Source organism: Sphingosinicella sp. LHD-64 (assembly GCF_031157375.1).
Taxonomy (GTDB): Bacteria; Pseudomonadota; Alphaproteobacteria; order Sphingomonadales; family Sphingomonadaceae; genus Allosphingosinicella.
Genome location: NZ_JAVIFV010000006.1, coordinates 101,307 through 120,277, shown reverse-complemented (window position 1 = coordinate 120,277; position 18,971 = coordinate 101,307). Strand labels below are relative to the sequence as shown.

The window sequence follows — 18,971 nt, the reverse complement described above, 5'->3', positions numbered from 1 at the left end:
AGGTCCTGCACCGGCAGGCTCAGGAAGATCATCTTGGTCATCGCGGGTCTCCTCATCGTGTCAGTGGGCTTCATGGGTTGCCGATCCTGCGACGAACGAGGTCCGCCCGTTTCGACATGCGGCGCGATTTTTTTCCAGTACTCGCTCGCGGTGGCCTCAAGCGCACTGGAAGTCCGGCTGCGGAGCGGGGTGCTTCGGGCGATGCGAGTCGATGCCTGCGAAACGCGGTGGCGCGCTGATTGCTGGGATTGGGTCGAAATCAACAGAAGGATGCCATGACATTCGCGCGGCCCGCCAAGCCACCTGCGCCCGCCTGTTCAGAATAGGCAGTCGGCGATGCATCGCAAAACAAGCGATGGGCAGGATAATCTAAAGCTGTGCTTAACATCCGCCGCCTCGCCGCCCGTTGCGAGCCTCAATCCAAATCCCTCGTTGACAAGAAAAATCGTCAAGCCCAATAGACCGGCGTGTCGAACGTGCAAGTGATCGAGAAACCGGAGGCCGGGGCGGTGGCGCTGGAGCCGGTGCGCAGCCGGCTACTTGCCGAATTGGCCGAACCTGCATCGGCTGCGGCGCTGGCCGGGCGGCTGGGGCTGCCACGGCAGAAGGCCAATTATCATCTGCGCATGCTGGAGGCGCACGGGCTGGTCCGCGCGGTCGACGAGCGGCGATGGGGCGGACTCACTGAGGTGCTCTTCGCCGCGAGCACCGGTGGCTATCTGATCTCCCCGCTGGCGCTGGGGCCAGCGGCGGCCGACCCGGAGCGTCAGCGTGACCGTCTCTCGGCCAGCTACCTGATCGGACTGGCCGGGCGGATCATTCGCGAGGTGGGTGGGTTGCTCAAACGGGCCGAGGCGTCCGGCAAGCGGCTCGCAACCCTGTCCATCGACAGCGAGCTCAATTTTCGCACGCCGGCAGACCGGGCCGCCTTTGCCGAGGAGCTGGCCCGGACGGTGGCCGGGCTCGCGGCGCGCTATCATTGCGGCGCGACGACCGGCAGGGCGCACCGGCTGGTCATCGCGCTCCATCCGTGCGGCGGCGACGAGGCCGCTTCCGCGCGGCTAACCCTTGAAGGAGGATGATGCGATGCCCGTGACCACTGACGAGAAGGGCCGCCGCGCGCTGGAAGTCAGCGTCGAAGTGCCCGGCACGCCCGAGCAGGTCTGGCAGGCGATCGCGACCGGCCCCGGCTATGGCGCCTGGTTCGTACCGACCGACCTCGAGGAGCATGTCGGCGGCAAGGTGACCTTCCATCTCGGTGCCGGGATGGACTCGGTAGGCGAGGTGACCGAATGGCAGCCGCCCGTTCGCGTCGCCTTCGTCGAGCCGGGCTGGAGCGAGACCGCGCCACCGCTGACTACGGAGGTCATCGTCGAGGCGCTGGGCGGCGGCATCTGCCGGGTGCGGATGGTGCATTCCATCCCGTCGGGCGATACGAGCTGGGACGACGAGATCGGGAGCATGGAGACCGGCTGGCCCGGCTTCTTCGAAGTGCTCAAAATCTATCTCCGCCATTTCGCCGGGCAGAAAGCGGCTTCCGCACGGCCGATGGTGCCCTTTGCGGGGACCGTGGCGGAGGCCTGGGCAGACATTTGCGAGCGGCTCGGCCTGGCCGGCGTGCAGGTTGGCGAGCATCGCCGCGCGCCGGACGGTGCTCCGCCGCTGGCTGGCATCGTGGAGCGCGCCGAGAAGGGCGAGCAGCTGGGGGACCTGACGATGCGGCTGGAGGCGCCTGCGCCGGGCGTCGCGATCGTCGGCGTGTTCGCTTGGGGGGACCAGACGAACATCGGGATCAGCCTCTTCTTCTACGGCGGGGATTGCGAGGCGGTCGCCGCGCGCGAGACAGCGCGCTGGGAGGCGTGGCTGAAGGAGATCTATCCGGCCCCGGCCGAAGCCTAGCGGCTGCAGGCAGCGGCGCGGGCGAGAAGGAAGGCGCGCTCGCGCGCGTTGCGGGTAAGGCCGGCGGCCGCCTCGAACTGGGTCCTGGCCTCGGGCAGGCGCCCGGCGCGGAACAGGAAGTCGCCCTTGGCCGCCGGCAGCGGCGCGTAGTTGCGCAGCGCCGTGGCTTCGGCGAGCTCATCGACCAGCTTGAGGCCGGCCTCGGGGCCGAAGGCCATGCTGTAGGCCACCGCCCGGTTGAGATCGACCACCGGCGAAGGCATCACTTCGCGCAGGCGGTCGTAGAGCGCGGCGATCCGGGCCCAGTCGGTCTCGTCAGCCTTGCGCGCGCGGGCGTGGCAGGCGGCGAGCGCGGCCTGAAGGGCGTAGGGGCCATTTGCGCCGCCAAGCGCCTCGGCACGCGCCAGCGCCGTCAGGCCGCGGCGGATCAGCAGCTGATCCCAGCGGGCGCGGTTCTGCTCGGTGAGCGACACAAGTGCGCCGTCGGGACCCGTGCGCGCGGGCAGGCGCGAGGCCTGGATCTCCATCAGGGCGAGCAGCCCGAAGACCTCGGACTCGTCCGGCATCAGCCCGGCGAGGATTCGGCCCAGCCGCTGCGCCTCGGCGCAGAGCGACGGGCGGATCAGGTCCTCGCCCGCGGTTGCGGCATAGCCCTCGTTGAAGATGAGATAGATGACCTCGAGCACCGAGGCGAGGCGGCCGGCCCGCTCGCGCTCGCGCGGCACTTCGAAGGCGAGGGCGGCATTGCCGATCGTCTTCTTCGCGCGGACGATCCGCTGGGCGATGGTCGGTTCGGCGGAGAGAAAGGCGCGTGCGATCTCGTCGGTGGTAAGGCCGCCGATCAGGCGCAGGGTCAGCGCCGCGCGCGCCTCGGCCGAGATGACCGGATGGCAGGCAGTAAAGATCAGGCCCAGCAGCTCGTCGCCGATATCGTCGTCCATGGTCGCTTCCAGAGTCTCGACGCTCGCGTCGCGCTCGTCGTCCAGGTCGCGGGCGATCTCCTCGTGCTTGCGCTCCCGCATCCTGTCGCGGCGGATCCCGTCGATGGCGCGGCGCTTCGCCGCCGCCATCAGCCACGCGCCGGGATTGTTGGGAACGCCGGTCTTCGGCCATTCGGCGAGGGCGATGATCAGCGCGTCCTGCGCCAGTTCCTCGGCTCTGTCGACATCGCGGACCATCCGGGCCAGGCCCGCGATGAGCCTGGCCCGTTCGATCCGGAAAACCGCCTCGATCGCCCGGTGGGTTTCCGCCGCCGCCATGCCGGCCTTGTCCGGAAATTATCCCGGCAAGGCAAGCGGGGGCGGCGGCGGTCCGGCTCAGCGGCCCTCGAGCTGGTCGCGGACGCGGCCGTGGATCTCCTCGGCCTCGGGCGTCAGCGCCTCGCCGAAATCCTCCACCTCGTAGAGCGGCCGGATCTCGATCTCGCTCGGCCCGAGCATCGGATTCGGGCAGCGCTTCACCCAGGCGACCGCCTCGTCCATGTCCTTGACCTCCCACAGCCAGTAGCCGGCGACCAGCTCGCGGGTCTCCGCGAACGGGCCGTCGATCACGGTGCGGGTGGGGCCGTCGAAGGCCACGCGCTTGCCGTCCTTGGAAGGCCTGAGCCCGTCGCCGCCAAGCATGATGCCGGCCTTGACCAGTTCCTCGTTATACTTGCCCATCGCCTCGAACATCTCGGCATGCTGGGCGCCGATGACGCCCGTCTCGCTGTCCTCGGTCGCCTTCACGAAAACCATCACACGCATATCTCGTCTCCTTGGTTCATCGAGCCCATCAGCGGCCTCGTACCCTGACGACGAACGACCTTTCGGGAAATCGACAGGGTCCGCAAAAGTTTTTTCGGGTGCCGGCGAATGAAAAAGGCCGGCCCGCGCAGGCGGACCGGCCTTCGTGACGAAAAAGGGGTGGATGCCTAGGTGTGGCAGCTCTGGCTGGCCCTGCCCGGCGCGGCGTAGGTGATCTCCTCGCCGCTGCCGCTGACCGAATAGCCGTCGGCCGTGTAGGGTGCGGTCCCGTCGGGCGAGGTCGCGGTCGCAACCGGCTCGGCACCACGCTCCGCGCGGATCCGCGCGGTGTTGTTGTTGTAGAAGTCGATATAGACGAGGCTGTTGTCGCGGCAGCGATAGGTGCGGCTGGCGGTGATCGCCGGCGGCAGCTCGACCGGTGCGGCATTGGCGAGCGCGCCCGCCTGCGGGTCATACTGGTTGACGGTGACGGTCTCGGGCTCACTGTTGCAGGCCGCGAGGACGAAGGTGGCCGCGCAGGCGGCGAGGAGAGCTAAGCTTCTGTGCATGGCGGCTCCCCCTTCGCGGGTGCAACAATGGCCGTCAAGTGGGAGTTTGTCGCAAAAGGTAACGTTCACGGACAAATTTCGATGAACGCGGGTCGGCGTTCGACAAAGATCACAATCGTGCTTACATTAGGGACGTGACGGCAAGGAGGCTTTCGCCCGCGATGCAACGGGTTCGGATCGGATTGACCGGGCTTGCGTTCGTCTTCCTTGCGGTGCTGCTGGCGGCGATCTTCACCCGCGACCCGGCCGGGGAAGCGCCGATCACGCCGAACCTCATCGAGCACCAGGGCGCGGACCAGAACATCGTCGTGCCGGCGCCCCAGCCGGCCAAGCCGGCCGAGCCGCTTGCCGAACTCGGCGTGGCGCCGGGCAATGCCGACTCCAACACCGTCGTCCCGGTCGCGCCGCCCGCGCAATAATTCGGCGAGTCGCGCCCGAAACCGAAACTCACCGGCTTATCCACAGGTAGATTCCCATGTTCGCGCCGCGTCTAAACTGTAGAACAAATGTAGAATAAAGGACTGAATCTCCTCTTTGGGGCATGAAATCCCCAGAAATGGCATTGAAAACCCTTCCCATCCCCACACCTTTGGGTTATCCACTCCCCTCAGTTTAGGGGCATTTCCTGTTGGCCGCGTGGGCGACGCGGACGTGCGGAGGCGCGCGTCCGTGAACGGGGGAGCCTCGTGTGTGGGGATGGACGCGAGGTGGCAGTCGAGCATCTCTTTCGAGGGAACGCGCTGAACGCGGTGGACGCCAAGGGGCGTCTCTCCGTGCCCGCCTTCATCCGCGCCAAGATCGAACGCCGCTCCGACGAGAAGCTGATCGTGCTCGCCCCGCACGAGGCCTATCCCTGCCTGGTCGGCTACGATGCGAACTACGACGCCGAGATCTACGCCGAGAACGAGCGCCGCCGCCTCGCCGAGGAGGCGACCAACCCGCTCGCCCATTACGAGCGCCAGCACCGCTCGTTCAGCGCCGCCGAAGAGGCGCCCTACGACAGCTCCGGCCGCATCATCCTGCCCCAGACGATGCGCCGCAAGGGCCGGATCGAGGATCTGGCGCTGTTCGTCGGCACCGGCGCGACCTTCGAGGTGTGGAACCCGCGCGTCGCCGCGAAGGAAGGCGGAGCCCACCTCAAGGACATCGCGCTCTACTGGCTGGAAGAGAAGGGGATTGCGCCGTGACCGCCGCGACCGCTTCCCGGCCGCACATTCCCGTCCTCCTCGACGAGGTCGTCGCCGCGCTCGCCCCCGCCCCGGGCGAGACGCATGTCGACGGCACGTTCGGCGCGGGCGGCTACACCAAGGCCATCCTGGAAAAGGGAGCGGCCCGCGTCTTTGCCTTCGATCGCGATCCCGAGGCGATCGGGGCGGGTGAGACGCTGGCCGCTTCGAGCGGGGGGCGCCTGACGCTTGTGCCGGAGCGTTTTTCCCGGATGCGTCAGGCGCTGTCCGCCCGCGATGTCGAGGACGTCGACGGCGTGACGCTCGATATCGGCGTCTCCTCGATGCAGCTCGACCAGGCGGAGCGCGGCTTCTCCTTTCAGGCGGACGGGCCGCTCGACATGCGCATGGGCCGGGACGGTCAGAGTGCGGCCGATTTCGTGAACACAGCGGACGAGGCGGAGATCGCCGAAGTGCTCTTCCATTATGGCGAGGAGCCGAAGGCGCGCCGGGTCGCGAAGGCGATCGTCGCGGCGCGGCCGATCGAACGGACCGGCGAGCTGGCCGAGGTGGTGCGCAAGGCCCTGGGGCACCATCCGGGCATGAAGAAGGATCCGGCGACGCGGACGTTCCAGGCGATCCGCATCCATGTGAACGAGGAGCTGAAGGAGCTCGAGGGCGGGCTGGCGGCCGCAGAACAGGTATTGAAGCCGGGCGGCCGCCTAGCCGTCGTTACCTTCCATTCGCTCGAGGACCGGATCGTCAAGCGCTTCCTCAAGAGCCGCAGCGGCGCGCTGCCGGCGGGCTCCCGCCATCTGCCCGCGGCCAACGAGACCGGGCCGGCGCCGACCTTCGAAGCCGTCGCCAAGGCGGTCCGCCCCGGCGCCGCCGAGACCGAAGCCAATCCGCGGGCGCGCTCCGCGACCCTGCGCGCCGCCTTGAGAACCTCCGCCCCGTCATGGGCCAGTGTCAGTACCGAAGGGAAATCGAGATGATCGCAAGGGGATTCCGGCCCGTTGCCTGGGTGGCCGCCGTCGGCACGGCTGCCCTGTCCTGCTACATGCTCTCGCTCCAGGTCGCGTCCGAGCGGGCCGAGCTGGCGAGCATCGAACGGCGGATCATCGCGACCCGGCAGGACATCCGCCAGCTCCAGACCGAGCTCGGCACCCGCGGCCGGCTGCAGCAGCTTGAGGCGTGGAACGCCGACGTGCTGGCGCTCGCCGCGCCCATTTCCGGCCAATATCTTGAGGCCGGCGTCAGCCTCGCCCGCTTCGACACCCGCCAGCCGAGCCTCGACGATCGCGCGGCCGAGGTGCGGCTGGCTTCGGCCGAGACTCCGGCCGCGCCGGGCGCCGTCACTGTCGCGCCGCGCCAGGCGACGATGGTGGCACGGGCGGCGGCACCGGCGGCGCTCGAACCGGCCCGTCCGATGGTCCAGCGTGCCAGCCTGACGCTGCCCCCCCGCAACGAGCTTCAGCGGCAGGCGGCTGCCCCCGCGCGGGCAACGCCCAGACCGGTCCGGACGGCGTCCGCGACGCTGCCCCGCGATCCTGCCCCGACGGCCCGCCGCGAGTCGACCCAGCCGACGCGCGCTGCGACATCGGCCCGCGCCCGGCCGGCGCCGGTCCGCACCGCGATCAACCTGCTGCCCGAGGAGCTGACCGAGCGTGCGCCGGCGGCCCCGGCCGGCAGGCCCGCCGCCACGCCGCCGCGCTCGCGCGGCCTGCTCGCCGACGACACGCTGCGTGACCTCGGCCGCACGGCCCGGGCCGAGCGGGGAGGCGCCCGCAACTGATGGCGACGCTTGCCGCCCACGTCGCAAGGCCTGCTCCGCAACCCAGCCAGACCGACGGCCTCGCAATCACCTACCAGCGGCTGATGCTGGTGCTGCTCCTCTTCGCGGGGGTGACGGCGCTCATCGTGCTGCGCCTCGGCTATCTGCAGGTCTTCACCGACCGGTCGGGCGCGGCCGAGCTCGCCAATCCGCTGATCCCGCTGCGCGCCGACATCACCGACCGCAACGGCATTCCGCTGGCGCGGACGATCGACGCCTGGTCGATCGGCGTCCACCCGCGCCGTGTGATCGGCAACAAGGCCGAGCTGGCGCAGCGCCTGCACGAGCTGATGCCGGAGCGCACGGCGGCGGAGTATCGCACCATCCTCGCGGCGGATTCCAACTATCTCTATCTCGCCCGCCGTGCCGTCCCTGAGCTGGTCGCCGCGGTGAACGCGCTGGGCGAACCGGGCATCGTCTTCAACCGCGAGCCCGAGCGGCTCTATCCGCAGACGGCGATGGCCGGCCATGTGCTCGGCTGGACCAACATGGAAGGCCATGGCGTCGCCGGCATGGAGCGGGTGCTCGACGAGCGGCTCACCGCGCCGGGACTGCGCGGGCAGCCCGTCGCGCTGTCGATCGACAGCCGCGTCCAGGCGACGCTGGAGGCGGAGCTGGACACCGCGGTCAGCACGATGCAGGCCGAGGGCGGGACCGGCATCATGCTCGACGTGGAGACCGGCGAGGTGATCGCCATGGCCTCGGCGCCGACCTTCAACCCCAATGCTGCGGGCCGGTCCGACCCGAGCGCGCTTTACAACCGCGCGACGATGGGCGTGTACGAGCTGGGCTCGACCTTTAAGCCGATCACCGTCGCGGCGGCGATGGAGGCGGGCGTCATCACCTCGATGGCGCAGCGCTGGGACGCCTCGGCGCCGGTGCCGATCGGGCGATTCCGAATCAGTGACGATCACCCGCTCGGCCGGGCGATCACCGTCCCGGAGATTCTCGTCCACTCGTCCAACATCGCCAGCGCGCGGATCGCCGACCAGATGGGCGCGGAGCGGATGCAGGCGGTGTTCCGGTCGCTGGGCTTCAATGCGGCGCCGCGGATCGAGCTGAACGAGCGTTCGCGCCCGCTCTGGCCGCGCGAGTGGAGCCGGGCGACGGTGCTGACCTCGGGCTTCGGCCACGGCCTCGCGATCACCCCGCTCCATCTCGCCAGCGCCTATGGGGCGCTCGTCAACGGCGGCGTGTTCCGGCCGGCGACGCTGATGCGGGTCGAGGCGGGCGGCTCTGCGCCGGGCCGCCGCGTCTTCTCCGAGGGGACGAGCCAGCGGATGCGCCAGCTGCTGCGGCTGATCGTTACCAACGGCACCGGCCGCCGGGCCGAGGCGCCGGGCTTCCGCGTCGGGGGCAAGACCGGCACGGCCGAGAAGGTCGCCTCAGGCGGTGGATATTCGCGGCGAGTCAATGTGACGACCTTCGCGGCGGCTTTCCCGATGGACCGGCCGCGCTATGTGGTGCTCGTCATGATGGACGCACCCCGACCCACCGAGGCGAACAGCTTCGTCACCACCGCCGCCTATACCGCCGCCCCCGTCGTCTCCCGCACGATCTCGCGCGCCGGCCCGCTGCTCGGCGTCATTCCCGACACGACCCGCGACGTCGACAATTCGGAGCTGATGCCGCTGCTCGCCAGCGCGAGGCCGTGATGCGGCTCGGCGCGCTGACCGGCCGCGACGAACCCGCCAGCGTCACCGGTTTCGCGATCGACCATCGGAAGGTGGCGCCGGGGACGGTGTTCGGCGCCTTCCGGGGCACGCGCTTCAACGGCGAGGATTTCATCCCGCAGGCGATCGCCGCCGGCGCGGTGGCCATCGTCGCACGGCCCGAGGTTGCGGTGGACGGGGCGTTGCATATCGCCGCGGAGGAGCCGCGGCGGGAGTTCGCACGGCTGGCGGCGCGGTTCTTCCAGCCGTTCCCGAAGACCGTGATCGCGGTCACCGGGACGAACGGCAAGACCTCCAATGTCGAGCTGTGCCGCCAGCTCTGGCGGATGGCGGGGCATCCGTCGGCAAGCATCGGGACGCTGGGCGTCACCACCGCCGACGACCAGGTGACGACCGGGCTGACGACGCCGGACATCGTCACCTTCCTTTCCAACATGGCGGGGCTGGCGCGCGAGGGGATCACCCATGCCGCGTTCGAGGCGTCGAGCCACGGCCTGTCGCAATACCGGACCGAGGGGCTGCCGGTGCGCGCGGCCGCCTTCACCAATTTCAGCCGCGACCATCTCGACTATCACGAGACGATGGAGGCCTATTTCGAGGCCAAGATGCGGTTGTTCGACGAGGTGGTCGAGCCGGACGGGACGGCGGTGATCTGGGCGGACGACGCGAAGTCGGACGAGGTGGTGCGGCGCTGCGAGGCCCGCGGGCTGCGGGTGATGACCGTCGGTACGCGCGGCGAGGCGTTGAGGCTGGTGAAGCGCGAGACGACGCCCTTGGGGCAGAAGCTCGCGGTCGAGGCGGAGGGGCGGACGCATGTCGTCAACCTCGCGTTGATCGGCGCCTATCAGGCGGCCAATGCGCTGACTGCGGCGGGCCTCGTGGTCGCGACCGGCGGTGAGCTGGCGCCGACGCTGGCCAATCTCGCCCGGGTCCAGCCGGTGCGCGGGCGGCTGGAGCGGGCGGTGATCACCCGCGCCGGCGCGCCGGTCTATGTCGATTACGCCCATACGCCCGATGCGATCGAGAGTGCGATCGAGGCGCTGAGGCCGCATACGCAGGACCGGCTGATCACCGTGTTCGGCGCGGGCGGCGACCGCGACGCCGGCAAGCGGCCCGAAATGGGCGCGGTCGCGGCGCGGCTCTCCGACCTCGTGATCGTCACCGACGACAATCCGAGGAGCGAGGACCCGGCGGCGATCCGCGCGGCGATCATGGCCGGCGCGCCGGGCGCGACGGAAATGGCCGGGCGGCGCGAGGCGATCCGGGCGGCGGTGGCCGAGGCGAAAGCGGGCGACATCATCCTGCTCGCCGGCAAGGGTCATGAGCAAGGCCAGATCGTCGGCGATCGGGTGCTGCCGTTCGACGATGTCAGCGTGGCGCGGGAGGAAGCGGCGTGAGCGCGCTCTGGACCTCCGCAGAAATCGCGACGGCGGCCGGCGGGGCCGCGAGCGGCGACTTCGCGGTGACCGGCGTCGCGTTCGATTCGCGTGAGATCGGGCCGGGCGACCTGTTCGTCGCGATGAAGGGCGAGGCGACGGATGGTCATCGCTTCCTCGACAAGGCGTTCGCGGCCGGTGCGGCCGGGGCGATCGCGAGCGAGGATACGACCTATCCGCACGTCCGGGTCGCGGAGAGCTTCGTCGCGCTGAACGCGCTCGGGCGGGCCTCCCGCGAGCGCACGCAGGCCAAGGTGATCGGCGTCACCGGCTCGGTCGGCAAGACGGGCACGAAGGAGGCGCTGTTCGCGGCGCTCGACCGCACGGCGCCGGGGCGGGCGCATCGATCGGTCAAGAGCTACAACAACCATACCGGCGTGCCGCTGTCGCTGGCGCGGATGCCGCGCGAGACCCGGTTCGGCATCTTCGAGATGGGGATGAACCATGCGGGCGAGCTGGCGGCATTGACCCAGCTGGTGCAGCCGCATGTCGCCATCGTCACCGCGATCGCGCCGGCGCACCGCGAGTTCTTCGCCAGCGAGGCCGAGATCGCCGACGCCAAAGGCGAGATTTTCGGCGGACTCCAGCCCGGCGGCACCGCCATCATCCCTTTCGACAGCCCGCACCGCGACCAGCTGATTGCGGCCGCGCGCCCGCATGCCGGCCGTATCGTCACCTTCGGCCAAAGCGAGGGCGCCGACGTGCGCGCCAATTATGTCGTGCGCTCGCCTAAAGGCGGGTCGATGATCACGGTGACCCTACCGGACGCGCAGCTGAGCTACACGATCGGCCAGCCGGGCGACCATTGGGTGAGCAACAGCCTCGCGGTGATCGCCGCGGTGCAGGCCGTAGGCGGCGACCTCGCCCAGGCGGGCCTCGCGCTTGCCGAGCTCGGCGGGCTCAAGGGGCGCGGCGAGCGCCGGCGGATCGCGCGGGACGGCGGCGCGGCGCTGCTGATCGACGAGAGCTACAATGCCAACCCGGCTTCGATGGCGGCGACGCTGCAGGTGCTGGGCGCCGAGGAGGTGGACGGGCGAAGGATCGTCGTGCTCGGCGCGATGCGCGAGCTGGGGGGCGAGACGGCCGACTTCCACGCGGCGCTGGCGGCGCCGATCGAGGCTGCGAAGGTCGACGAGGCGATCCTCGTCGGACCGGAGATGGCGGCACTTGCGAAAGCGCTTGGCGGCCACATCAAAATGACGCATGTGCCGGATACGGCATCCGCCATCGATCTCGCCCGCGCGGCGATCGGCCCGGGGGACGCCGTTCTCGTCAAGGGATCGAACTCCGTCGGACTTGCCGCCCTCGTCGAGGCGCTGGCAGGTGGGGAAAGCTGATGTTTCTGTGGATCGCCGAGCAGCTGGGTTTTCCCGGGATTCTCAACCTCATCCGCTACATCACGTTCAGGGCGGGCGCGGCGACGGCGACCGCGTTGTTCCTCGGCCTGATCATCGGCCCGAAGTTCATCGGCTGGCTGCGCGTCCGCCAGGGCAAGGGGCAGCCGATCCGCGACGACGGGCCGCAAAGCCACCTCGCCAAGCGCGGCACGCCGACCATGGGCGGGCTCATGATCCTGACTTCGGTCGCGGTCGCGATGCTGCTGTGGATGGATTTCTCCAACCGCTTCCTCTGGGCCTGCCTGTTCATCACCGTCGGCTTCGGCGCGATTGGGTTCCTCGACGACTATGACAAGGTGAAGAAGCGCAGCACCGCGGGCGTCTCCGGCAAGGTGCGGCTCGCGGCCGAGTTCATCGTCGCCGGAATCGGCTGCGCGATCATCCTGTGGGGGGTCGAGGGGCAGCTCTACATTCCGTTCTACAACGGCCCGGCGATCAACCTCGGGCCGTTCTACATCCTGTTCGCCGCCTTCACGGTGGTGGCGTTCGGCAATGCGGTGAACCTGACCGACGGGCTCGACGGGCTCGCGACCATGCCGGTGATCATCGCGAGCCTCGCCTTCATCGTCATCGCCTATCTGGTCGGCAATGCGGTGTTCGCCCGCTATCTCGGCATCCCGCATGTGCTGGGCGTCGGCGATCTCACGGTGCTGTGTTCGGCGATGGTGGGGGCGGGGCTCGCCTTCCTCTGGTTCAACGCGCCGCCGGCGGCGGTGTTCATGGGCGATACCGGCAGCCTTGCGCTCGGCGGCGCGCTCGGCGCGATCGCGGTGGCGACGCGGCACGAGATCGTGCTCGGCATCATCGGTGGGCTGTTCGTGGTCGAGGCGATGAGCGTCATCATCCAGGTCTTCTACTTCAAGCGGACCGGCAAGCGGATCTTCCGCATGGCGCCGATCCACCACCATTTCGAGCAGCTGGGCTGGAGCGAGCCGACGGTCGTGATCCGCTTCTGGATCATCGCCTTCGTGCTGGCGATGGCCGGTCTGGCGACGCTGAAGCTGCGGTGATGAAGATGCGATCATCTTCAGCACCGCACCCCCGCGCAGGCGGGGGTCCAGGCAAAAGAACAAATCTGGGCTCCTGCCTTCGCAGGAGCACGGCCGCCGCATGATCACGAGCCCCGCCTTCGCCGGAAAGAAGTACGCCGTCCTCGGCCTTGCGCGCTCAGGGCTGGCGACGGTCGACGCGCTGGTGGCGAGCGGGGCCGAGGTGGTCGCGTGGGATACGCGCGAAGAGGCACGGGATGCGGTCGCGGACAGGGCCCAAATCGGCGATCCGGTCGGGGCCGATCTCACCGGCTATGCGGGCGTGGTCGTTGCGCCGGGCGTGCCGCTCAACCGGCATCCGATTGCCGGCCATGCAGCGAACTATGGCGTGCCGGTGATTGGCGATATCGAGCTGTTCGCGCAGGCGCGTGCCGATCTGCCCCGGCACAAGGTGGTCGGCATCACCGGCACCAACGGCAAGTCGACGACGACGGCGCTGGTCCACCACATCCTGAAGACCGCCGGCGTGCCGACGACGATGGGCGGCAATATCGGCCTGCCGATCCTCGGCCAGGACCCGCTACCGCAGGGCGGCGTCTATGTGCTGGAGCTGTCGAGCTACCAGATCGACCTCACCTACAGCCTCGATTGCGATGTTGCGGTGCTATTGGAGATAACGCCCGATCATCTCGACCGCTATGAAAATATGGCGGCGTACATCAACTCAAAGCTGCGCCTGTTTGACATGCAGTCTCCAGACCATCTTGCCGCCTATTATCACTATCAACTTTTGTCGACCACCATCCGTAAACGAATAGGCGACGGACATAGGAAGGTAGACTTTGCAAACGACGATGAGGCTCTAGTCGAACTTCAGCGTCACTGGCCTGCACTGCAGGGGCCGCACAATGCCCAGAACGCTGCTGCTGCGATGGCGGTTTGCATTGAACTCGACGTCGGCAAGGATGCTTTGAAGGAGGGTTTCCGCACTTACCCGGGTCTTCCACACCGGATGGAAAGAGTGGCGGAGAGGAACGGGATCCTGTTCGTCAACGACAGCAAGGCGACTAACACCGAATCGAGTGCACCGGCGCTTGCCTCCTATCCGCATATCCACTGGATTGTCGGCGGGCTCGCCAAGACCGAGGATCTGGGTCCCTGCGCGGCGCAGCTCGGCCATGTCCGCGCCGCCTATACGATCGGCGAGGCGGGGCCGATGTTCGCGCGGTTGCTCGAGGGCAGGGTGCCGGTGACGCAGTCGGAATTGCTGGTGACGGCCGTGAAGGATGCGGCGGCGGCGGCGCGGCCGGGCGAGGTGGTGCTGCTGTCGCCGGCCTGCGCGTCGTTCGACCAGTTCAGGGATTATGAGGCGCGCGGGCAGGCGTTCCGCGACGCGGTGGGGGCATTGGGGGAATGAGCACGAACGCGCTCGACATCGGCCCGGCGGGCAAGGCGGGGCGACTGGGCCGCTCCGACCGCAGCGCGCTCGGCCGCTGGTTCTGGGAGATCGACAAGCTGCTGCTCGTCCTCGTCGCGGTGCTGATCGCGATAGGACTGATCGCGGTCGCGGCGGCCTCGCCGGCGGCGGCGCAGCGTTATTCGGGCGGCAGCGTCAGCTTCGCGCCGCTTTACTATTTCTACCGCCAGCTGTTCTGGATCGCGCTCGCCGTGCCGGTGATGATCGCGGTCTCGATGCTGCCCAAGCCGACCGCGCGGCGGCTCTCGCTGCTCGGCGCGGCGGTGTTCATCGGCTTCCTCTTCCTGGTGCCGTTCATCGGGCAGGAGGTGAACGGCGCGCAGCGCTGGATCGGCATCGGCATCACCCAGTTCCAGCCGTCGGAGTTCCTCAAACCCCTGTTCATCGTCTCGATCGCCTGGATGCTGTCCCTGAAGGAGAAGGACCCGTCGCTGCCGATGGTGCCGCTGACCGGGCTCGTCACCGGCGTCGTCGCCCTGCTCCTCATGCAGCAGCCCAATTTCGGCGAGACGATCATCTTCGTCGGCATCTGGGTGCTGCTGCTCGCGCTGTCGGGCGCGCCGATGCGCTTCCTCTATGTCCTCGGCGCGGCGGGCGTGGCGGCGATCGTGCTCGCCTATTTCTTCTACCCCGTCGCGACCGCACGCATCGACGGCTTCCTGTTCTCGGAAGGCGATAACTATCAGGTCGAGTCGGCGCTGCGGACGTTGACCGCCGGCGGCCTGTTCGGTGCAGGGCCGGGATCGGGAACGCGCAAATTCTCGCTGCCGGAGCCGCACACCGACTATATCTTCTCGGTGATCGGCGAGGAGTTCGGCATCATCGCCTGCCTCGCCATCGCGATCCTCTACATGACGATCGTCGCCCGGGTGCTGGTGCGGATGCTGCACGAGGAGGACAAGTTCATCGTGCTGGCCGGCGCCGGCCTCGTCTGCCAGTTCGGGATGCAGGCGCTGATCAACATGGCGGTCAACGTCCATATCGCCCCGTCCAAGGGCATGACGCTCCCGTTCATTTCCTACGGCGGTTCGTCGATGATCGCGCTGTCGATGGGCTTCGGCCTGCTGCTCGCCTTCAGCCGCCGGAACCCGTATCTTCACCGCTCGCCCTATGTCGTGACGCGGAGCGTGAAGAGATGACCCTTTCCCGGCACTACGTTCTCGCCGCCGGCGGGACCGGGGGACATATGATGCCGGCCCATGCGCTGGCCGAGGAGCTGCTGTCGCGCGGCCACCGCTGCGCGCTGGTGACGGACGATCGCGGCGCGCGGATTCCGGGGCTGTTCGAGAATGTGCAGGTCCATATCCTGCCGGCGGGGCGCCTCAGCGGCGGGCCGGTCGGCTGGTTCCGGGCGGCGCGCTCGATCATGACCGGGCGGGCGATGGCGCTCAGGCTCTACGAGACGTTCCGGCCGTCGGCGGTGGTCGGCTTCGGCGGCTATCCGGCCTTTCCGGCCTTGCTCGCGGCGCGGCGCGACAAGATTCCCACGATCATCCACGAGCAGAATGCGGTGCTCGGGCGGGTGAACCGGCTGGTCGCCTCGAAGGTCGATGCGATCGCCACCGCCTATGACCAGGTCGACCGGCTGCCGGGCAATGCGGCGGACAAGGTCCATCTCGTCGGCAATCCGGTGCGCGACGAGGTCATGGCGCTGCGCGACCAGCCTTTCCCGCCGCTCGACGAGGAAGGCGTGTTCCGCCTGCTCGTCACCGGCGGCAGCCAGGGCGCGTCGATCCTGTCCGAGGTGGTGCCGGAGGGGCTGGCGCTGCTCCCCGAGCATTTCCGCCGCCGGCTGCAGGTGACCCAGCAGTGCCGCGCCGAGGATATCGAGCGGGTGCGGGCGCGCTATGCCGAGCTCGGCATTCCGGCCGACCTCGCGACCTATATGCCGGACCTGCCGGACCGGCTCGCCTGGTCGCATCTCGTCATCGCGCGGGCGGGGGCCTCAACCATTGCCGAGCTGACCGTGGCGGGCCGTCCGGCGATCCTGGTCCCGCTGCCGAGCGCGACCGACGATCACCAGACCGCCAATGCCCGCGAGATGGCGAAGGCCGGCGGCGCGCGCACCATCGCGCAGGGCAGGTTCACCCCGATCGAGCTCGCCAAGCAGATGCAGAAGCTGGCGCTCGATCCCGGCGCGCTCGCCAATGCCGCGGCGCGGGCGCGGGCGACCGGCCGGCCCGACGCGGCCCGGGCGATGGCCGATCTCGTCGAACGGGTCGGCCAGCATCCGGACTGCCCGCCGCAATATATCGGCGAGACGACTCCGGCCTTCACCGGGGCGGTGCCGGCATGAGAGCCCTTCGACACGCGCGGACCGTCTTCCAACTCATACCCTCTCCCCTGCGGGGAGAGGGCAGGGTGAGGGGGCTCGGCGTTTGCGGAAAATCCCGGACTCAGAACCCCCTCACCCCGACCCTCTCCCCGCAGGGGAGAGGGGGAGATCGCTTCATTGGAGACGTTCGATGAGGGGCGTCGCGACCGACATCGGCACGATCCATTTCGTCGGCATCGGCGGCATCGGCATGTCCGGCATCGCCGAGGTGATGAAGATCCTCGGCTATCAGGTGCAGGGTTCGGATTCCGCCGAGGGCTATGTCGTCGAAGGCCTGCGCAAGAAGGGCATACCGGTCGCGATCGGCCAGAGCGCCGACAATCTCGGCGACGCCGCGGTGGTGGTGATCTCGACCGCGATCAAGAAGGACAATCCGGAGGTCGTCGCGGCCTATGAGCGGCGCATCCCGGTGGTGCGGCGCGCCGAGATGCTGGCCGAGCTGATGCGGCTCAAGTCCACCGTCGCGGTGGCGGGGACGCATGGCAAGACGACGACGACCTCGATGGTCGCGGCGATGCTGGACGCGGGCGGCATCGATCCGACCGTGATCAACGGCGGCATCATCAACGCCTACGGCTCCAACGCGCGGCTCGGCTCGTCCGACTGGATGGTGGTCGAGGCGGACGAGAGCGACGGCAGCTTTCTGAGGCTCGACGGCACGATCGCAGTGGTCACCAATATCGATCCCGAGCATCTCGACCATTACGGCTCGTTCGACGCGGCCAAGGACGCCTATGTCGAGTTCGTGGAGAACGTGCCCTTCTACGGCGCCGCCCTGCTGTGCGTCGATCATCCCGAGGTGCAGTCGCTGATCCCGCGTCTGCGCGACCGGCGCATCGTCACCTACGGTTTCGCCGCGCAGGCCGACATCCGCGGCGACAATGTGACGCCCTTCCCGGGCGGCAACCGCTTCGACGTCTCGATCCGGGGCCGCTCCGGCGAGACGCGGGTGATCGAGGGGATCGAGCTGCCGATGCCCGGCCGGCACAATGTCCAGAACGCACTGGCGGCCATCGGCGTCGCGGCCGAGATGGGCATACCGGACGAGGTGATCGCGCGCGGCTTCGAGAAGTTCGGCGGGGTCAAGCGCCGCTTCACCAAGGTCGGCGAGGTCGACGGCGTCACCATCATCGACGATTACGGCCATCATCCGGTCGAGATCAAAGCGGTGCTTTCGGCGGCGCGCGAGGGCGCGGAGGGCCGGGTGATTGCCGTGGTCCAGCCGCACCGCTTCACCCGCCTGCAGAACCTGATGGAGGAGTTCCGTGGCGCGTTCAACGATGCCGACGTCGTGCTCGTCGCGCCGGTCTATGCGGCGGGCGAGGCGCCGATCGAGGGCGTCGATCATGTCGCCTTGGTCGAGGGGCTGAAGGAGCGGGGGCATCTCGGCGCCTATGCCGTGGCGGATGCGGACGAGGTGTGCCGGCAGCTCAGGGATCTCGCTGCGCCGGGCGACATGGTGATCTGCCTCGGTGCCGGCGACATCACGAAATGGGCGGCCGGCCTCGCTGAGGGCTTACGCAGGGCGCGGGCGGCATGAGCGCGGTGATCGACATGCCCGCGGTGCGGGGGAGGCTGACGCCAAAGGCGCCGCTGGCGCCGCTCGTCTGGTTCAAATCGGGCGGGCCGGCGGAGTGGCTGTTCGAGCCGAAGGATTCCGAAGACCTCGGCGCGTTCCTCGCCGAACTCGATCCGGCAGTGCCGGTCATGGGGCTCGGGCTCGGCTCCAACCTGATCGTGCGCGACGGCGGCGTGCCGGGCGTCGTGGTGCGGCTCGGCAAGGCCTTCGCGAAGGTCGAGCGGGTGGAGGCGACCATGCTCGCCTGCGGCGGCGGCGCGAGCGGCATCCTCGTCTCCTCGACCGCGCGGGATGCCGGGATTGCCGGTCTGGAATTCCTGCGCTCCATTCCCGGCACGGTCGGGGGCTTCGTGCGGATGAACGGCGGTGCCTATGGGCGTGAGGTCAAGGACGTGCTTGTCGACTGCGAGGTCGTGCTGCGTTCGGGACAGCGCCGGACGCTCGCGCTTGCCGATCTCGGCTACACCTACCGGCACAGCAAATTGCCGGAGGGCGCGATCGTGGTCGGCGCGACCTTCCGCGGCCATGCCGGCGAGCCCGCCGCGATCCAGGCGGAGATGGACCGGATCGCCGCCGAGCGCGAGGCGAGCCAGCCGCTCAGGAGCCGCACCGGCGGATCGACCTTCAAGAATCCCGACGGCACCAGGGCGTGGCAGCTGATCGATCGGGCGGGCCTGCGCGGATTTCGCGTGGGTGGTGCGCAAGTGTCGGAAAAGCATTGTAATTTCCTGCTCAATCTCGGCAATGCGACGAGCGCGGACATCGAGGGGCTGGGCGAGGAGGTGCGCCGCCGGGTGAAGGCGCAGTCGGGCGTCGAGCTGGAATGGGAAATTCAGAGGGTGGGAGTGACAGGATGAGGGGCCGGCCTTTCCCGTCATTCCAGCGAAAGCTGG

Annotated in this window: 18 protein-coding genes and 1 pseudogene; 15 read left to right on the top strand and 4 right to left on the bottom strand. The window is 68.9% G+C overall.

The genetic code is table 11. The annotated features are described in order from the left end of the window. Nucleotides 1-263 (bottom strand): hypothetical protein (locus tag RCO27_RS18665; RefSeq protein WP_309004231.1); only part of this gene is annotated, 263 nt, incomplete at its 3' end. A 204-nt stretch (nucleotides 264-467) separates the two neighbouring features. On the opposite strand from RCO27_RS18665, the gene RCO27_RS18660 reads away from it, so the two are divergent. Next, nucleotides 468-1,082, top strand: coding sequence for a helix-turn-helix domain-containing protein (locus RCO27_RS18660; protein WP_309004230.1), 615 nt, complete (start codon nucleotides 468-470; stop codon nucleotides 1,080-1,082). 4 nt (nucleotides 1,083-1,086) lie between these two features. After that, the gene (locus tag RCO27_RS18655) at nucleotides 1,087-1,899 is read left to right on the top strand and encodes an SRPBCC domain-containing protein (RefSeq protein ID WP_309004229.1); all 813 of its coding nucleotides are present in this window, start codon (nucleotides 1,087-1,089) and stop codon (nucleotides 1,897-1,899) included. On the opposite strand, the gene RCO27_RS18650 is transcribed toward RCO27_RS18655, so the two are convergent. From RCO27_RS18650 to RCO27_RS18640, 3 genes and pseudogenes are all read right to left on the bottom strand, one after another. Next, nucleotides 1,896-3,158, bottom strand: coding sequence for an RNA polymerase sigma factor (locus RCO27_RS18650; RefSeq protein ID WP_309004228.1), 1,263 nt, complete (start codon nucleotides 3,156-3,158; stop codon nucleotides 1,896-1,898). The genes RCO27_RS18655 and RCO27_RS18650 overlap by 4 nt on opposite strands. Nucleotides 3,159-3,287: 129 nt before the next feature. After that, nucleotides 3,288-3,644: pseudogene (locus RCO27_RS18645) on the bottom strand (YciI family protein); the annotation flags it as partial. Nucleotides 3,645-3,811: 167 nt separating this feature from the next. Continuing rightward, nucleotides 3,812-4,192: a hypothetical protein gene (locus RCO27_RS18640; RefSeq protein ID WP_309004226.1), complete on the bottom strand. Its 381-nt coding sequence runs from the start codon at nucleotides 4,190-4,192 to the stop codon at nucleotides 3,812-3,814. A gap of 161 nt (nucleotides 4,193-4,353) precedes the next feature. On the opposite strand from RCO27_RS18640, the gene RCO27_RS18635 reads away from it, so the two are divergent. The 13 genes from RCO27_RS18635 (at nucleotide 4,354) to murB (ending at nucleotide 18,935) form a co-directional block, all read left to right on the top strand. Next, a complete protein-coding gene (locus tag RCO27_RS18635; RefSeq protein ID WP_309004225.1) occupies nucleotides 4,354-4,611 on the top strand; it encodes a hypothetical protein in 258 nt (85 codons plus the stop codon). 288 nt (nucleotides 4,612-4,899) lie between these two features. Beyond that, nucleotides 4,900-5,379 carry a division/cell wall cluster transcriptional repressor MraZ gene (locus RCO27_RS18630; protein WP_309004224.1) on the top strand — a complete coding sequence of 160 codons (480 nt, stop codon included), beginning with the start codon at nucleotides 4,900-4,902 and terminating at the stop codon, nucleotides 5,377-5,379. Continuing rightward, nucleotides 5,376-6,353, top strand: coding sequence for a 16S rRNA (cytosine(1402)-N(4))-methyltransferase RsmH (rsmH, locus tag RCO27_RS18625; RefSeq protein ID WP_309004223.1), 978 nt, complete (start codon nucleotides 5,376-5,378; stop codon nucleotides 6,351-6,353). Before RCO27_RS18630 ends, rsmH begins: the two co-directional genes overlap by 4 nt. Next, nucleotides 6,350-7,153: a hypothetical protein gene (locus tag RCO27_RS18620; protein WP_309004222.1), complete on the top strand. Its 804-nt coding sequence runs from the start codon at nucleotides 6,350-6,352 to the stop codon at nucleotides 7,151-7,153. Before rsmH ends, RCO27_RS18620 begins: the two co-directional genes overlap by 4 nt. Continuing rightward, complete coding sequence (locus RCO27_RS18615; protein ID WP_309004221.1) at nucleotides 7,153-8,847, top strand: penicillin-binding protein 2; 1,695 nt, start codon at nucleotides 7,153-7,155, stop codon at nucleotides 8,845-8,847. The genes RCO27_RS18620 and RCO27_RS18615 overlap by 1 nt, the downstream gene beginning before the upstream one ends. Then, the gene (locus tag RCO27_RS18610) at nucleotides 8,847-10,262 is read left to right on the top strand and encodes a UDP-N-acetylmuramoyl-L-alanyl-D-glutamate--2,6-diaminopimelate ligase (protein WP_309004234.1); all 1,416 of its coding nucleotides are present in this window, start codon (nucleotides 8,847-8,849) and stop codon (nucleotides 10,260-10,262) included. The genes RCO27_RS18615 and RCO27_RS18610 overlap by 1 nt, the downstream gene beginning before the upstream one ends. Beyond that, complete coding sequence (murF, locus tag RCO27_RS18605; RefSeq protein WP_309004220.1) at nucleotides 10,259-11,638, top strand: UDP-N-acetylmuramoyl-tripeptide--D-alanyl-D-alanine ligase; 1,380 nt, start codon at nucleotides 10,259-10,261, stop codon at nucleotides 11,636-11,638. The genes RCO27_RS18610 and murF overlap by 4 nt, the downstream gene beginning before the upstream one ends. Then, nucleotides 11,638-12,708, top strand: a complete 1,071-nt coding sequence (mraY, locus tag RCO27_RS18600) for a phospho-N-acetylmuramoyl-pentapeptide-transferase (protein ID WP_309004219.1) — start codon at nucleotides 11,638-11,640, stop codon at nucleotides 12,706-12,708. Before murF ends, mraY begins: the two co-directional genes overlap by 1 nt. A gap of 100 nt (nucleotides 12,709-12,808) precedes the next feature. Further along, nucleotides 12,809-14,104, top strand: coding sequence for a UDP-N-acetylmuramoyl-L-alanine--D-glutamate ligase (murD, locus tag RCO27_RS18595; protein WP_309004218.1), 1,296 nt, complete (start codon nucleotides 12,809-12,811; stop codon nucleotides 14,102-14,104). Continuing rightward, the gene (locus tag RCO27_RS18590; RefSeq protein ID WP_309004217.1) at nucleotides 14,101-15,303 is read left to right on the top strand and encodes a putative peptidoglycan glycosyltransferase FtsW; all 1,203 of its coding nucleotides are present in this window, start codon (nucleotides 14,101-14,103) and stop codon (nucleotides 15,301-15,303) included. Before murD ends, RCO27_RS18590 begins: the two co-directional genes overlap by 4 nt. After that, entirely contained in the window at nucleotides 15,300-16,460 is a 1,161-nt protein-coding gene (murG, locus tag RCO27_RS18585) for an undecaprenyldiphospho-muramoylpentapeptide beta-N-acetylglucosaminyltransferase (RefSeq protein ID WP_309004216.1), read from the top strand. The genes RCO27_RS18590 and murG overlap by 4 nt, the downstream gene beginning before the upstream one ends. A gap of 169 nt (nucleotides 16,461-16,629) precedes the next feature. Further along, nucleotides 16,630-18,039 (top strand): UDP-N-acetylmuramate--L-alanine ligase, encoded by a 1,410-nt coding sequence (gene murC, locus RCO27_RS18580; RefSeq protein WP_309004215.1) that lies wholly within the window; start codon nucleotides 16,630-16,632, stop codon nucleotides 18,037-18,039. Beyond that, nucleotides 18,036-18,935, top strand: coding sequence for a UDP-N-acetylmuramate dehydrogenase (gene murB, locus RCO27_RS18575; protein ID WP_309004214.1), 900 nt, complete (start codon nucleotides 18,036-18,038; stop codon nucleotides 18,933-18,935). Before murC ends, murB begins: the two co-directional genes overlap by 4 nt. Nucleotides 18,936-18,971 lie beyond the last annotated feature (36 nt).